Annotated in this window: 11 protein-coding genes; 7 read left to right on the top strand and 4 right to left on the bottom strand. The window is 42.6% G+C overall.

Going from position 1 to position 16188, the window contains the following annotated elements; translation table 11 throughout:
• Window positions 1–64 precede the first annotated feature (64 nt).
• A complete protein-coding gene (locus tag FHS57_RS27325) occupies window positions 65–1153 on the top strand; it encodes an OmpA family protein (RefSeq protein ID WP_183979300.1) in 1089 nt (362 codons plus the stop codon).
• Between the two features lie 60 nt (window positions 1154–1213).
• On the opposite strand, the gene FHS57_RS27320 is transcribed toward FHS57_RS27325, so the two are convergent.
• Window positions 1214–3835 (bottom strand): ABC transporter permease, encoded by a 2622-nt coding sequence (locus FHS57_RS27320; protein WP_221225746.1) that lies wholly within the window; start codon window positions 3833–3835, stop codon window positions 1214–1216.
• Window positions 3832–4167, bottom strand: a complete 336-nt coding sequence (locus FHS57_RS27315; RefSeq protein ID WP_183979299.1) for a PadR family transcriptional regulator — start codon at window positions 4165–4167, stop codon at window positions 3832–3834. The genes FHS57_RS27320 and FHS57_RS27315 overlap by 4 nt, the downstream gene beginning before the upstream one ends.
• A gap of 143 nt (window positions 4168–4310) precedes the next feature.
• On the opposite strand from FHS57_RS27315, the gene FHS57_RS27310 reads away from it, so the two are divergent.
• Complete coding sequence (locus FHS57_RS27310; protein ID WP_183979298.1) at window positions 4311–5192, top strand: Rpn family recombination-promoting nuclease/putative transposase; 882 nt, start codon at window positions 4311–4313, stop codon at window positions 5190–5192.
• A 61-nt stretch (window positions 5193–5253) separates the two neighbouring features.
• Here the strand turns inward: FHS57_RS27310 and FHS57_RS27305 are convergent, their stop codons facing one another.
• Window positions 5254–7713: a DUF5686 and carboxypeptidase regulatory-like domain-containing protein gene (locus tag FHS57_RS27305; RefSeq protein ID WP_183979297.1), complete on the bottom strand. Its 2460-nt coding sequence runs from the start codon at window positions 7711–7713 to the stop codon at window positions 5254–5256.
• A gap of 355 nt (window positions 7714–8068) precedes the next feature.
• Between FHS57_RS27305 and FHS57_RS27300 the strand changes: the two genes are divergently transcribed.
• From FHS57_RS27300 to FHS57_RS27285, 4 genes are all read left to right on the top strand, one after another.
• Window positions 8069–9688, top strand: a complete 1620-nt coding sequence (locus FHS57_RS27300) for an RNA-directed DNA polymerase (protein WP_183979296.1) — start codon at window positions 8069–8071, stop codon at window positions 9686–9688.
• Window positions 9689–9821: 133 nt separating this feature from the next.
• Complete coding sequence (locus tag FHS57_RS27295) at window positions 9822–10721, top strand: Rpn family recombination-promoting nuclease/putative transposase (protein WP_183979361.1); 900 nt, start codon at window positions 9822–9824, stop codon at window positions 10719–10721.
• 231 nt (window positions 10722–10952) lie between these two features.
• Window positions 10953–11441 (top strand): SgcJ/EcaC family oxidoreductase, encoded by a 489-nt coding sequence (locus FHS57_RS27290; RefSeq protein ID WP_183979294.1) that lies wholly within the window; start codon window positions 10953–10955, stop codon window positions 11439–11441.
• A 281-nt stretch (window positions 11442–11722) separates the two neighbouring features.
• A complete protein-coding gene (locus tag FHS57_RS27285) occupies window positions 11723–12628 on the top strand; it encodes an Rpn family recombination-promoting nuclease/putative transposase (protein ID WP_183979292.1) in 906 nt (301 codons plus the stop codon).
• A 140-nt stretch (window positions 12629–12768) separates the two neighbouring features.
• On the opposite strand, the gene katG is transcribed toward FHS57_RS27285, so the two are convergent.
• Window positions 12769–15003, bottom strand: coding sequence for a catalase/peroxidase HPI (gene katG / locus FHS57_RS27280; RefSeq protein WP_183979290.1), 2235 nt, complete (start codon window positions 15001–15003; stop codon window positions 12769–12771).
• 116 nt (window positions 15004–15119) lie between these two features.
• Between katG and FHS57_RS27275 the strand changes: the two genes are divergently transcribed.
• On the top strand, window positions 15120–16064 hold the full coding sequence (locus FHS57_RS27275; protein ID WP_028526849.1) for a hydrogen peroxide-inducible genes activator: 945 nt from the start codon (window positions 15120–15122) through the stop codon (window positions 16062–16064).
• The last annotated feature ends 124 nt before the right edge of the window (window positions 16065–16188 follow it).

The raw sequence follows: 16188 nt of genomic DNA, 5'->3' as shown, positions 1-16188 counted from the left end.
CGTTTTTTCTACCTGTGAAAACACCTTTGCCATGACTTATATGTCCATTAAACGATTTGTTTTTTTGTCATTTCTTTTTCTGAGCATTCAGCAAGTCCATGCCCAAAAGGACAGTCTCTTGCTCAAAATCTATTTTTCGGAGGGCAAATTTGGGCTGAGTCCTGCGGCTAAAACGTTGCTTAAAGACTTTGCCGCGCAGCACAAAAACCAGTCCCACATCAACATCGCGGGGCGCGGCGACCGCCACGGCTCCGATGCCCTCAACGACAGCCTGTCGCTCAAACGCGCATTGGCAGTAAAGAATTTTTTAATGGCCAGCGGCTTCGCTCGCGAAAACATCCATGCCATCATCGGCTTTGGTCGCCGCAATCCTGTTGACCGAACGCAGCCGTATGTTGATGCCGAAAATCGCGTCGTATGGATTACGGTTTATGCGAAAGAAGACACCACAAAAAAAATAAAAACGGTGATTGTATATCGTGACTCGCTTCCGCCCAAACCCGCCGTTAAAACGGTTTCAATTAGAGATACCCTCATTCAACTGCTTCCGCCCTTTCCTTCGGCCTATTTGGTGGGCAACCGAAAACCGCTAAAGGGCGATACGCTGCACATTGATACGACGATGTGGCAGGTAAAAACGACCTTGTTCATCACCCGTAAAATTTATGTTGCCAATGACACTACCCGCATTTTTTACACCAAAGGGGTGAAAGAAATCCCTGAAAAAACCAAGGGAGCGGCTATTGCTCGAGCTTTTTTAGACAGCTTGCAAAACAGTGGAGTCGGCGACGCGATTATCATTCGACGGCTGAGTTTTGAGTTTGGTTACCACCTCATGCCCACCACCAATCTGCCAGCATTGGAAGCGGTGGCGGCTGCGCTTAAAACCCATCCTGATCTTAAATTGGAAATTCGTGGGCACGTTTGTTGTGGCGATTTGGGGCAAGATGTATATGATAAACAAACAAGTCAGTATGATCTTTCTATCAATCGTGCCAAAGAAGTATATGAGTTTTTGGTTGCAAATGGTTCGGATAAAACCCGATTATCGTATGCTGGCTACGGCATGAAGCAACCGATGGTGTATCCAGAAAACGGTAAGAACGACCAGTACCGAAATCGTCGAATTGAGTTTGTGATTTTGAACAAATAAATAGACGCAGTTTGTGTTGTGCTCGAAAGCAAAGCCTTCGAGCACAACACAAATCATTACTCATTCATTCTTCAAAACATTCGCGGGATTGGTGCGGGCGGCTTTTAGGGTTTGAGAGCCGATAAGCACAACTGCCAACGCCAAAACGGACCAAAAACCGACCGTTAGTTCCCAAAAATGGATGGGCTGGTGGTAGGTAAATTGGGTAAGTACCAATTTATCAAACAACAAATACGTGCTAGGGAGGGCAATGGCTGCCGAAAGTACCAACAACCCCAAAAAACCTTTGCTAAGAAAATAAACCAACGAGGGCTCGTTGGCGCCCAGCACTTTACGAATGCTGATTTCTTTGAGTTTGGTTTCGGTTGTAAACACGACCATCCCGAACAAGCCTAACGAAGCAATGCAAACGGCTAAAAAGGCTAAAAATCCAATGACTTTCACGATAACCGAAAATTGGCGGTAGGCTTCTTCGATTTGGTCGTCGTAAAAACGGGCATCCAACGGGTGAACCTTGTCAATGCGTTTCCACACAGCTTCAATCTGCGCCATGGTGGCGGGCAAGTCTTTGGAGTTGATTTTGAGGTTAAGGTTGCCTTCGTTGGGGGAATAAAAAAACACAAAAGGCTCAATGCGGTGTTCGACCGTTCGGTAATGGAAGTCCTTGACCACCGCGATAATGGTAAACTTTTTCCCGTCGAGGGTTTTGATTTGTTCTCCGATGGCCTTGGTCGGATGGCCACCACCGATGTTGAATCGTTTTATGACTTGCTCATTGACAATCACTTCCGAACTCTCTTCGCTTTTGGCCCGTGGTGTAAAATGTTGTCCCGCAAGCAGTTGATGTCCGTGTAAGGGCAAATAGCGTTCGTCCACGTAGTTTTGGGCAATATTGGAAGAATCGTCTGGCTGTTGGTACTTAATCATGGTGCCATATACGCTTCCTAAGCTGGTGACAAGTCGAGAGGTGGAAATGTCGGTTAAGCTTGGGATTTCGGCCAATTCTTTCCGAAGAATTTCACTTTTGTTGCCTTTTAGGTTGATATTCAGGATGTTTTCGGTAGAAAATCCGAGGTTAAAAACGATAAAATGTTTGTATTGATTATAACCAAGAATCGTGGTAGTGATGAAAATCAGGGAAAACGTATATTGAACAACGATAAGCGCTTTGCGGAGATTAACGCGGCGGAAAAGGGGAACCGAAGAAGCGTCTTTTAACACCTGAATGGCTTTGATACGGGCAAAAAATAACGCAGGTAAGAAACCCGCAGCAATGCCAACCAAGGCTGATAAACCGACAAAATACAAGATGATTTTGGGTGAAAGTTCCAATGAAACGAGTTCGGTAAGTTGAGGGGCTAGACCCAAAAACTGGGCTCGTAGCACCAGAAAAAGTACAAATGCCAACAACAGCGCCATCAGAGAAATAAGCACCGATTCGGTAATAAATTGAAGCAAAACGTGTTCCTTAAACGCACCAACGATTTTGCGAACACCTACCTCCCGCGCTCGGCGAAGCGACCGTGCGATAGAGAGATTGGTGTAATTGAAACAGGCCGACAAAATCACTACCAGCACCAAACCTGCCAGTATCCAAATGGTGATTTGGTTCATGGTAGGGCCACTGGCATTTTCCAAGCGATTGCCAATCGTGATGCCGTTTAATGATTGGGGGTTCAACTGAATTTGCTGATTTTTAAGTTGTTTGTTTTCCGACAAACAAAGCTTATCGAGGTTTGCTTGCAGGGTTTTAAGTGAGCTGTTTTCGGGCAATAATACGTAGGTATAATTTGAAAAAACGTTGCCCCAATTCATAAAACCACCGTCAAAATCGGGTTTTTGGAGTTCGATACTGGCGAAAGACACCAAGGCGTCAAAACGTAAGTGAGACAGCTTGGGAATATCTTTCATGACGCCCGTAATGGTGTATTCGGTGGTGTCAAATCGAATGCTTTTGCCCAGCACGTCGGTGTCACCAAACAGTTTTTGGGCGGTTTTTTCGGGCAAAACAATCGTGTAGGGATTTTTTAACGCGGTGGCAGGATTGCCCGAAAGCAGCGGAAACGTAAAGACTTTAAAAAAGGACGCATCCGCCCACAACCCACCCAGCGGAAGCGTGGTTTCGTTTACTTTGGCATCCCCGCCGAAACCCCGCCGCAATAGCGTTACTTGCTCCACGTTGGGGAAGGTTTCTTGTATTTTTTTACCCGCCAACACCGACCCCGAGGCGAGTTCAATAGAAGGTTGTCCTGTGGGTTGGAGTGAGGTGTTGATGCGGTAAATACGGTTCTTTTTTTCGTGAAAATCATCGTAAGAAAGCAAATCACTCAAAAAAGAAATCATCAATAATCCCACCGACATGCTGATCGAAAGTCCGATAATGTTGATGGCTGAAAAGAGTTTGTTGCGAACCAAACTGCGTCGTGATGTTTTAAAATAGCTGTTAAACATGATGGTATAAGTAAAAAATGAATAAAAATTAGGCACACGTAGGGTGTACAATCGGATAAACTTCAGGACGTCTATCCAATAAATAAAGCGGGCGTAGCGAAGGCCACGGCGTTGAAGGTTACGCTCAAAAAATTCGTAGAGGTCGCCTTGCAAATCTTCGGCGAGCTCGGGGCGGCAATACCATTCCAAGAGCCGTTGTGCATTGCGGGGAGGAGTGGGGGCGGTACTCATACCGCTCCCCCAAGGTTGAGCTCAGGGATGATTCGCCAGAGTCCTTCGCGGATTTCACGGGCGTTGACCAGTGCCATTTTTCCCGCTTGGGTTACTTCGTAATAGCGTTTGCGTTTGCCGCCGCGGGCACTCGTGGCTTCGCCCAAAAAACTTTTGGCTAAGCCCTTTTCTTCCAGTCGATTAAGGACAGCGTGAACCACCCCTAATTTCGCGGCTCTGCCTGTATGTTTCTCCAATTCGTCGCAAATGGCTACACTGTAAGCTTCGCTGGCTAAGGCGGCAATCGTAAGTAACACCAACTCTTCAAACTCGCCCAAATTTGTTCCCTTCATACATCAATTTTATTTATTCTGTAAATGTATGTAAAATAGGTTTAATAAATACACTATTTGTATGTAAAATATTTTTTCGTACAGAAATATGCTCAACTTTAGACGTTAAAAAGCGTAACTTTGCAGTATAAATAAAGAGAGCAATGACATTCAAAGAAAAATACATTAATCCGTTTACCGATTTTGGGTTTAAGAAGCTCTTTGGGACTGAGCCTAATAAAGACTTATTAATCAACTTTTTAAATGATGTCATTCTGCCTCAACAGAAGAAAGTAGCTGATTTGAGCTATCGTAAAAACGAGTATATAGGGCATACTGAAATGGATCGAAAGGCTGTTTTTGATTTGTATTGCATAAGCCCAAGTGGGGAACGATTTATTGTGGAAATGCAGAAAGCCAAGCAAAATTATTTTAAGGATAGAAGTGTATTTTATTCCACATTTCCCATTCAAGAACAAGCGCAAGCAGGAGATTGGAATTATAGACTTTCAGCAGTTTATACCGTAGGAATTTTAGATTTTGCCTTTAATGAAGATTCTAAGAGTAATTTAACCAAAGAAGTACGGCATGAGGTACAATTGAAAAACCAGAAGGGGGATGTATTTTATGATAAATTGACTTTTGTTTATCTTGAAATGCCGCATTTTAATAAATCAGAAGACGAGTTAGAGACAACTTATGATAAATGGCTCTTTGTATTAAAACATTTGCCGAACTTGACAGAAAGGCCGCAAAAATTACAAGAACGGATATTTCAACGCCTATTTGAAGCAGCTGAAATAGCTAAATTTAGCCATGAAGAGAAAGAACAATATGAGGAAAGTTTAAAATCGTATAGAGATCTTAAAAATGTTATTGACACTGCCTTTGACGAAGGCGAAGCTAAAGGCAAGGAAGAACGAGCTACTGAAATAGCTTCTAATATGTTGAAAAAGGGGCTTCCCATTGATTTAATAGGCGAAATAACAGAGCTGCCATCGGATGTAATTATGAGATTGAAAGAAAATCTGGGTTTAGACGAATGATTGAGTGCAAGCCGACTCAAATCTGCCATGCAGAATTATTAGTAAGCAAATGCGCAAGGGCCTAAAAACTCCACGTGTTTTTCGCGGCATTGTACGGCTCGATGGAAAATTTGATACCGTTGCTTATGCCAAACGTATTTGACTGGCCGATGACATAATACGCTCCCAAGCGAATCCGTTCGCGTCCCAATTTGAAGATACGATTCAACCCAAAATACAATTCCGAATACTGAAATTTACGTTCGGGAACGTACAAAAAGCCACCTCCCGCCATTTCGCGGATTTTGGTTTTGTTGAGCAGCGGGATTTTGCTCGTCAAGAAGCCGTTGAATTGATGTACGTAATGCGTCTCCAAATGCCAATCGAACACGGGAAACGTCCGAGGAATGAGCTGATAGGTGTACATGGCAGGCGAGAAAAAATAGCGGTCGCCACCCCGCATGTACGAATAATCCATCACTGCCAAGCTCGTGGTATCCAAGAACTTACCCGCGCTGATACGGTACTCCGACGTGCCGATGATACCTACGTTAAAAGTTTGCCGTATGGAGGCCGACAGCTTGGTGTAAACGTTGGTGTTTTTGCCTGAAACAGGCCAAGCGCGGTCGATGTTCAGGCTAAACGTAGGGTAGTTGGACCCCAGAATTACTTTTTCGTTGGGCTCTCGCAAGTAAAGTTGGCGCGGCGTATAGTCGATACCGAAAACGGTTCGGTAGATGTGCGTGGTCGGGAAGGGTTGGGGGGCATTATTGCTAAAAATGCGGTCGCCGAGTGAGCTAAACTGGAAATTCGACAAATCGCTGCGGGTCTCGTAATAGGCTTGAGCGCTGAAATAAAAGCCGTTGAAAAGCTCCGTTCGGTGCATAAGATTGATGTACTGGTTTCGGTAAAAATTGCTTCGGCGGGCAATGTCGCTAATCGTTGCCGCGCCGTTGATGACGTTGAAACCTGAGCCCATCGCCAGACTGATGTTGGAGACTTTGAGGGGATTATAAAAATAGCTAACACTCACAAAACCAATTACATCCTTGTTCTTAAACCCATAGCCCAAGTTGCTATTGACCCACAATTGTTTTCGGTTTTCTTGGCGTTTGTAAAATCCTGCTCCGTAGCGCACCCGCCAGCCACCAATGGCCAACGGATCCACCAAACCCAACACAGGGTCGAAGTGCCAAGTGGTCTTTTTTTCGCGGTTGATGTGACCCATGCCCAAATACACGACCTTGGGAAACGTAATCCGGTTGAAAATTTTATCAATCGAATCCAAGTACGCTTTTGAGTTTACCAGCGCTTCGAGTCGTTCTTTTTCTTTGATAAATTTCTGTTCGTCGCGGGTCAACGGTTGCGGGCGAATTTGTTCCCAAAAAGTGGTGTCGCGTTTGTAGGCTTCGGCGGTGGTGACGCCCACTTCGTCCCCAAAAAAGCGCTTTGGCAAGGCCAAATCAAAGGCGTAGTCGGACTGCAAAACCTCGGTTTTACCCGCCTTTTTGGTGTTTCCTTCTTTGACTTTCCAATGGTACGTAACCCGCGTCGGAATCCAGCGATTTTGTACTTTCTCAAACTGCTGTTTTACCCCAAATTCATCGTAGCGCAGCAACCCCCGCTTGGTGATTTGAAGGTCAACATTGCGCAAAACCCATTCATCTTCAATGACTTCGATGGTGCCTTCATAGAGCGCGTTGCCCAGTTCGCGAGGAATGACTTTAATTTGGTATATTTTGTAGGGGCCGTCGATGTAGTACTTCAACAGCTGAAAACGATAACTCAAAAACGTCAGGTCGCTCAGGGGGGAGGTGATTTCGTTATCGCCGATTTTGGCGATTTTTTGGTGGTTTTGGTAAAAGTTAAACTCCCCGTCGGTCACCGACTTAAAAAACAACGTACTTTGGTCGCCCAGCCGCTTGACCGCTTCGCGCTCTTCTTTTTGTTGTCCTGCCCGACTTTGGTGCCGAACTAGTTGACATTCAAAGAGGTTTAATTTAGGGATGCTGTCGGTAATGACAGGTTTTTTGAGCGCATCTTCGACTTTGGCGGGGGTATCCTCTTCTTTTTTGGGAGCAACTTTTTTAGTTTCCAGTCGCTCGACGCTCTTGATGTACACCTTGGCGCGGTAGTTTTGGTACTGAGCAAGGAGCGAATCTTTGCGCTGGAGCACCTGCTTGATGACCTCGTAGGAGTAATCCCGCTTTTTGACCTTGACTACCACTTCGTCGAGTTGCTTTTGGTCTATTTTTAGATACACATTTTTGACAAGGTCTTTGGCCGCCACCACTTCAAACACCTCCGTTTGGTAGCCCATCGACGACACCGAAATGCGGTTGAGCCCTTCCAATAATTTGAGTTGATAACGCCCTTCTTTGTCGGTGATGGTACCCGTATTGGCATTTACGACGCGAACCGTAACCCCAGGAAGTGGCTCGTTGGATTCGGAATGAACAAACCCCCGAAGTTGGTAAAACTCTTGTGAAAAGGCAGTAGTGGTAACAAATAGAAGACCCAATAGATGTAAAATAGTTCTCAAAACGATGGCTGGTTAGGTAATGGCTGCTAATTCCCTAACGCACAAATCGGCGTTTATGCTATACTGAGGTTGAAAAATTCGTCGTTTGGGTGTGAGTGGGTGGGGTGGGTGGGGAGAGAAGGTAGCGTTGAGTTTGGCATCTACTTATGAAGGAGAGTCTGATATCGTTCAATCTCGAAGCTTTTTGGACGTGCCTAGGCTCTAATTTATGCAGGGTAAATTATTAGTTAAATTTGTTGTACATAGATTAGGGGTTTTGAATTCCTTCATGTATGTTTGGTGAAGAAAAAATAAACGCAACTCATTACGGATAAATAAAAGTTTGCTGAAAATAAAAAAAGTGCCCTGAACAAGAATGAATTTAATAAAACTAATCTCGAAAGGCTACTTTCCAGCAGAATTGCCACCACCCTTTAACACGGAGTTATTAGGAGTAGAGGCTTTAAATATGTTCAATTATTTCCAAGCATTGAACAATAGCGTAAAAAAAGATTTTAAGGAAACAATAAATTTGGCCTACTCCGTTCCAAAATTTGGATTATCAAGGCGCTTAATGGGAATACCAAATCCAATTCATCAAATTGACCTTTCAAAAATTGTTTGTGATAACTGGATAGAAATTCAGGCACTTTATGGCCGTTCCTCCATTTCTTCGAGTAAACAAATTGAAGATGAAACAGGTAAAAGAGCAACGAAGATGATTGATTCGTTTGGTGAGTTTAAAGAAAAGTGTTTAGAACAGTCTTTTGATAAATTATTTGAACTCAAAGTCGATATTTCTAAATATTTTTCGACGATTTATACCCATTCAATTCCTTGGGCTATACATTCAAAAACAGTTGCCAAACAAAATAAAAATGATTTTACTCTTTTAGGAAACTTGTTAGATAAGGCAATCAGAAATGCACAAAGTGGACAAACCATTGGAATACCGATTGGGCCAGATACTTCCAGAATCATTTCTGAAATTTTAGGGTGTACTTTTGACAAGTTGCTGACTGACAAATTTAAGTTGGTCGGGTTTAGATACGTTGACGATTGCTATTTCTATTTTGATTCTCAATCTAATGCTGAACACTTGTTCAAACATTTTCAAACGATATTAACAGAATACGGCTTGGATATCAATGAAGAGAAAACTTCTATCAAGAAGCAGCCATTCCCCTACGAATCTAAATGGGTAATTGAATTGTCTAATTATCAGATTAGAAAAAATCTGAAAGGACAGATAACTGATTTGAAAAACTACGTCAGTTTTGCTTTGGAATTGGTAACAAACCATCCCAAAGACTCAGTTTTGAAATTTGCGATTAAAAAACTATTCTATGATAGAATTTACAAAAGTAATTGGAACTTGTTTGAATCCTTGATATTCAGAATGGGTATTTCTGAGCCAGTTATTCTTCCTGAAATCTTAAAATTATTATTAACCTATGAAAATTGGGTGAATAAAAGTAAGTTAAAAAAGTTCTTATATTCTATAATTTCAGAGCATATTTACAAAGGTCATAATTTTGAAGTTTCATGGGCATTATGGATTGCGAAAACGTTTTCAATAAAAATTAGTAAACCGTTGGCGCAGCAAATATTTGATTCGCGGGATTCAATTTCAATCTTAATTTGCTTTGACATGATGCAAAGGAAATTAATAACCGATAAAATAAATTTAGATTCAATTGAAAGCGAAGTTAATGAAAGTAGTTTTATTAATGAGTGGTGGCTGTTAACTTATGAAGGAATAGTTAAAAAGTGGATAGAGCCTAATCCAGCTGACCTTCTTGCCAAAAACAAGTATTTCTCTGAATTGAAAAAGAAAAAAATTGAATTTTACGACACTAATCGCCAAATATCCAAAATTGAATTTAGGAAACCAAAACCTCAAGCAAAGCCAATAGAAATAGATAAACTAGAATACGGACACTCAGAAGCTTCTGGTTCGAGTACTGAAAAGAAAATAGTAGTGGTTGAATATTGATAAATAAAAAGTAGCGAACAATGCATAGCCGCCTATGCTCCCCAAGCCCAACCCTCAAATCCAACGCATGTTAGCAAACCAACCGTTCTACGAAAGAAAAAGAAGAACCGTAAACCTATTTAAACCCCAAAAAATGAAAGTAAAACAGTTAATTCGATTTGATTGGGCAATGAAGCGGCTTTTGAGAAACAAAGCCAATTTTGATATTCTTGAAGGTTTTTTATCAGAACTCCTTAAAGAAGATATTAAAATCAAGCAAATATTAGATAGTGAAAGCAATAAAGTAACCGATGATGATAAACATAATCGGGTAGATATTCTTGTAGAAAATTCAAAAGATGAATTGGTGATTATTGAGATACAAAATAGCAAAGAATATGATTATTTCCACCGTATGCTTTTTGGAGCATCAAAAGTGATAACTGAGCATATTAAAGAAGGAGATGCTTACGCAAATGTAAAAAAAGTGATTTCGATAACCATTGCCTATTTTGATTTAGGGCAAGGCAAAGATTATGTATATCACGGTACAAACGTATTTAAAGGCATTCACAAAGGCGATATTTTGACTCTTTCGGACAAACAAATGACCTTGTATAATAAAAAGGAAGTACATCAGATATATCCCGAATATTGGGTAATAAAAGTGGGTATGTTTGGAAATCGGATAAAAGATAAATTGGATGAGTGGATATATTTTTTAAAAAATTCAGAAGTTAAAGATAGCTTTTCAGCGAAAGGGTTAAAAGAAGCAGGAGAAAGACTTGATGAAATGAAACTTTCAGAGAAAGAAAGGAAAGAATATAACGCTTATTTAAAAAGACTTCGGGATATTGCCAGCGAACAACACACAAAAATGGCAGATGCGCAGGATTTGATTTTGGCAGAAAAAAAAGGAGAAGAAAATAAAGAAATTGAAGCAATCATCGGGTTTTATGAAATAGGTGTTTCTGCTGAAAATATAGCCAAAGCATTGAAAATAAGCATTAACAGAGTAGCAGAAATCATAGAGAAACATAAAGGCAATGGTTGATACTTGAGGGGGTGGGTAAATCTCCTTGTACTCTACGAGAGCCTACTTCAAATTAATTCGCTATCGCCAAAAACACTAAATAAAAAGCTACCATATTTGGATTGGCTGGTTATTACTTTGCACTACATTCTTAAAAGTGGTAGAAATTTTCGGCAAGAGGTAAAAAGATAAGCGCTTAATGTTAGAGATTGGACAATCAACAATAGAGGTTTCACCCTAAAATAAAAACGAATGAAATTAAATGCTTTTGTTAGTGTATTGATAAGTGCCCTTGTCGTAGTAGCAATGAGTAACGTACATGCTCAGACCAAATCAGATACAACAAGCATCGAAACTATTGTGAATGATGAAGTAAGCGCTTGGAACAAAGGCGACGCAATCAATTATTCAAAACACTTTGCTGAAGACGGTACTTTTACAAATATTTTGGGAATGTTCTTTACAGGGCATCAAGCCTTTGTCGCGCGACATGACGATATTTTCAAAGGTAAATTTAAGGATACCAGGCTTGAGATGAAAATCGTAGCACTAAAATTCGTTCGACCCGATGTTGCCCTTGTCGAGTGTCTTACTTGGACATCAGGTTTTTTAAATGGCCCTTTACCAGGTACGGTGTTGGACGATAAGGGGCGTCTTTGTACACGATTATTACAGGTAATGGCAAAAACGGATGGCGAATGGAAAATTATAACGTATCACAATGTTGAGGTCAAAAAATAACCCGTTATCTGCCATTTACCCTAATTCTGTGACATGATTTGTTGAAAATTACCCTAATTCTGTGACATGTTTAGAAGAAGCCGTGGAAAACTGATACCTATTGAAGTGAAATCTGGGGCGGATGGTCGTTTAAAATCAGTGGAAGGAAAGCCCTATACCGTGAACTACCTTCCCGAAAGTTTCAGAACTTTCGGGAAGGTAAGCGCCTATCATAACGATTATAAATTTTGCAGCTATACCCAATCCGAAAAGCTGTATCTTTGTTAGCCAATCATAAGAAAATGAGCGAGATAAGAGAACGATATGTCAATCCTTTTACCGACTTCGGTTTTAAGAAGTTGTTTGGTGAAGAACCAAACAAAGACTTGCTGTTGGATTTTCTGAATGAGTTGTTGAGAGAAGAGGAAGGGGAAATCAAGGCAATTACTTACCTCAAGAATGAACATTTAGGGGCGGGAGATACAGATAGAAAAGCGATTTTTGATTTATACTGTGAGAATGAACGCGGCGAGAAATTTATTGTAGAATTGCAAAAATCTAAGCAGAATTTCTTCAAAGACAGGACGCTGTATTACTCGACGTTTCCAATTCAGGAACAAGCCAGACGAGCCGATTGGAACTACGAGTTGAAGGCTGTTTATACGGTAGCGATATTGGATTTTGTGTTTGAAGAAGACAAAACGGAGCGTAAAAAGTACCGCTACAATGTAAAATTGACGGATGTAGATACCTGTAAAGTGTTCTATGATAAGTTGACGTTCATCTATCTGGAAATGCCGAAATTTGGCAAGTCGGTAGAAGAATTGGAAACACGTTTTGACAAGTGGCTCTATGTCCTCAAAAACCTCAATAAATTAGACAGAATCCCCGACCGACTGCGGGAACAGATATTTGAACGTTTGTTTGAGGTGGCAGAAGTAGCCAAATTTACCCGAGAAGAATTGCAGTCTTACGAAGACAGTTTGAAGTATTATCGTGATTTGAAAAATTCGTTGGATACCGCTTTCGAAGAAGGGAAAATGGAAGGCAAAATTGAGGGTAAAATTGAAGGAAAAATTGAGGGAGAAGTATCAAAAGCGATTGAAGTGATAAAAAAAGGGTATTCAGAAGGGCTTTCGGTAGAGGTACTTTCAAAATTGACAGGAATGTCGGTAAGCGAAGTGCGTCGAGTGCTCAATGCGCTTTAATTTACCCAAAAATTGAGTTTATTTAAAAAATCCCCGCATGAACTACCTTCCCGAAAGTTTCAGAACTTTCGGGAAGGGGCAAAAAAACGCGGTGACCTACAGAGAGGCCACCGCGCGGAGCATATAAGAGAATAGGCTATTTATGCTAAATCAAAACGGTCGAGGTTCATTACCTTCGTCCAAGCGGCTACAAAATCGTGCGCAAATTTCTCGTGCGCATCTTCACAAGCATACACTTCAGCGATGGCACGAAGCTCCGAGTTTGAACCAAAAATAAGGTCAACCCGCGTCGCTGTCCATTTTGGCTCGCCCGTAGCGCGGTCGCTGCCTACAAATACGTTTTGCGCATCCGACGTAGCTCTCCAAGTCGTTCCGAAATCAATCAGGTTAACGAAGAAATCGTTGGTAAGTGTCTCAGGACGGCCAGTGAATACGCCATGCTTCGATTTGCCAGTATTGGCATTGAGTACGCGCAAACCACCCACCAAGGCCGTCATTTCTGGCGCTGTCAAAGTCAATAATTGCGCTTTGTCAACGAGCATTTCTTCGGCTGAAATCGTGTAGCTACCTTTTGAGAAGTTACGGAAACCGTCAGCGATTGGCTCCAATACGTCAAACGATTCAACGTCGGTTTGCTCTTGTGAGGCATCACCACGACCTGCCGTAAATGGCACTGTGATGTCAAGCCCTGCGTTTTTCGCTGCTTTCTCAATAGCTGCGCTTCCACCCAACACGATGAGGTCGGCGATAGAAACTTGCTTGCTCGATTGAGTGCTGTTGAACGACGCTTGGATACCTTCCAATACTTCCAATACTTTCGCCAATTGCGCAGGGTCGTTGGCAGCCCAATCTTTCTGCGGAGCCAAACGAACGCGGGCACCGTTGGCACCACCACGCTTGTCCGAACCACGGAAGGTCGAAGCCGAAGCCCAAGCCGTCGAAACAAGTTCAGAAACTGACAAACCTGACGCTAAAATTGCTGCCTTGAGTGAAGCAATGTCTTGTTCATCAATTAGTTCGTGCGAAACAGTAGGAATTGGGTCTTGCCAAATCAACTCTTCGGCAGGCACTTCTGGACCAAGGTAGCGAGCACGTGGCCCCATGTCGCGGTGCGTCAATTTGAACCATGCGCGAGCAAACGCATCGGCAAACTCGTCAGGGTTTTCGTAGAAGCGACGAGAGATTTTTTCGTAGGCAGGGTCAAGTCGCAACGCCAAGTCGGTCGTAAACATGATAGGAGCGTGGCGTTTCGATGGGTCGTGGGCGTCAGGTACGCTATCAGCACCCATGCCGTGCTTAGGCTTCCACTGGTGAGCACCTGCGGGGCTTTTTGTCAATTCCCACTCGTATCCAAAAAGATTCCAGAAGTAATTGTTGCTCCACTTGGTTGGCGTTGAAGTCCATGCGCCTTCCAAACCGCTGGTGATGGTATGTCCTGCATTTCCTGTACCGTATGAGTTGAGCCATCCCATGCTCTGCGCCGTAATATCAGCACCTGCTGGTTCAGCTCCTACGTACTGGCCTGGGTCAGCGGCACCGTGGGCTTTTCCGAAGGTGTGACCACCCGCAATCAACGCAACGGTTTCTTCGTCGTTCATGGCCATCCGTCCAAACGTTACGCGAATATCGTGCGCCGCAGCAAGTGGGTCGGGGTTTCCATCTGGGCCTTCTGGGTTGACGTAAATCAAGCCCATTTGTACGGCTGCCAACGGATTTTCCAAGTTGCGCTCACCTGAGTAGCGGCTATGAGGGTTGTTGCTTAACGCCAACCACTCTTTTTCTGCTCCCCAATATACGTCCTCTTCAGGTTCCCAAATGTCTTCACGACCACCACCGAAACCGAACGTTTTGAAGCCCATTGATTCGAGGGCGCAGTTACCTGCCAAAATCATCAAATCGGCCCATGAGAGCTTTTTGCCATACTTTTTCTTAATAGGCCAAAGCAACAAACGCGCTTTGTCGAGGTTACCGTTGTCAGGCCAGCTGTTGAGTGGGGCAAAACGTTGGTTTCCTGTGCCACCTCCACCACGGCCATCGGCTGTGCGGTACGTACCTGCACTGTGCCACGCCATACGGATAAAGAAAGGACCATAGTGACCATAATCGGCTGGCCACCAATCTTGTGAGGTGGTCATCAATTCAAAAAGGTCGTTTTTAACCGCCTGTAAATCGAGTGATTTGAACTCTTCGGAGTAGTTAAAGCCTTTGTCCATTGGGTTCGACAACGTAGAATGTTGACGAAGAATGTTCAATTTCAACATGTTAGGCCACCAATCGCGGTTAGAGGTGCCTCTGCCGCCTGCGCCTTTGGTTAATACTGCCCCAGAAAATGGGCATTTACCTTCGCCGTTGCCATTGTGATGTACTGAATCCATCTGAGTGAGGTTGTGGTTTGAAGTGGTTTGTTGTTTCTGATTTTTTACCAAAAGTAGAGCGAATTGCACTATCTATCAAACTGATATTATCTATATTTGTATAAATATTGTCTATAATGAACTTACAACAGTTAGAATACATCATCGCCGTTGATACCTATCGCCATTTTGTAACGGCTGCCGAAAAATGCTTTGTTACTCAGGCGACCTTGAGTATGATGATTAAAAAATTGGAAGATGAGCTTGGGGTCAAAGTTTTTGACCGAAGCCGACAACCCGTTGTCCCCACCGAAATTGGAAAAAAACTGATTGAACAGGCCAAAGTCATCTTGAAAGAAACGGCTCGTATTCGGGAAATTGTCGAATCGGATACGCAACACATGCAAGGAACGCTGAAAATAGGCATTATCCCGACGCTTTCTCCGTACTTGATTCCGCTTTTTCTGCCTTCTTTCTTGCAGAAATATCCAGAGATAAAATTACAAATTCACGAGCTAACAACCAATGAAATTATCCGACAATTGAAACAAAATCAGTTGGATGCGGGGTTGTTGGCCATTCCTTTACAAGATACAGACATTACGGTTCAGCACTTGTTTTACGAGGAGTTTGTGGTATATACAGCCAAAACAGATCAGTTGTTGACCAAGAAGTATTTGTTGCCCAAAGACATTGATCTCAAACGACTGTGGTTGCTGGACGAAGGGCATTGTTTGCGCAATCAAGTGATTAATTTGTGTGAGTTGAAAGTGCAAGAGCGTCATTTTCGCCAGGTGGATTTGTCTTCGGCGAGTATCGAGACGATTAAAAAGATTGTTGAAATCAACGAAGGCATTACCGTTTTGCCTGCATTGGCGGTTAATGATTTGAGCGAACAAGAAAAAAATAACATCCGCCATTTTCAATTGCCTGCGCCAGTACGCGAGATAGGCATTGCGAGTTTTCGGTATTTTGTCAAAGAAAAGTTGATTGAAGCCCTCAAAACCGAAATTTTAGCCCATATTCCAGAAGAAATGAAGACCAGCAGCCAGAAACAAGTCATAGAGACGGGGTTGGTGTAGGTTGGTTTTGGGTTACCACATAGAAAACATAGAATTTTTCACAATGGAAAACATAGCTAATGTTGCCTATGTGTAAATCCTATGTTTTCTATGTGTTTAAAATAAATGCAGCGATCGAGCCTCA

The sequence above is a fragment of the Runella defluvii genome (assembly GCF_014195535.1).
GTDB classification, from domain to species: Bacteria; Bacteroidota; Bacteroidia; order Cytophagales; family Spirosomataceae; genus Runella; species Runella defluvii.
Note: the sequence above shows the minus strand (reverse complement) of the source record. Positions and strands in the feature narration are given on the sequence as shown.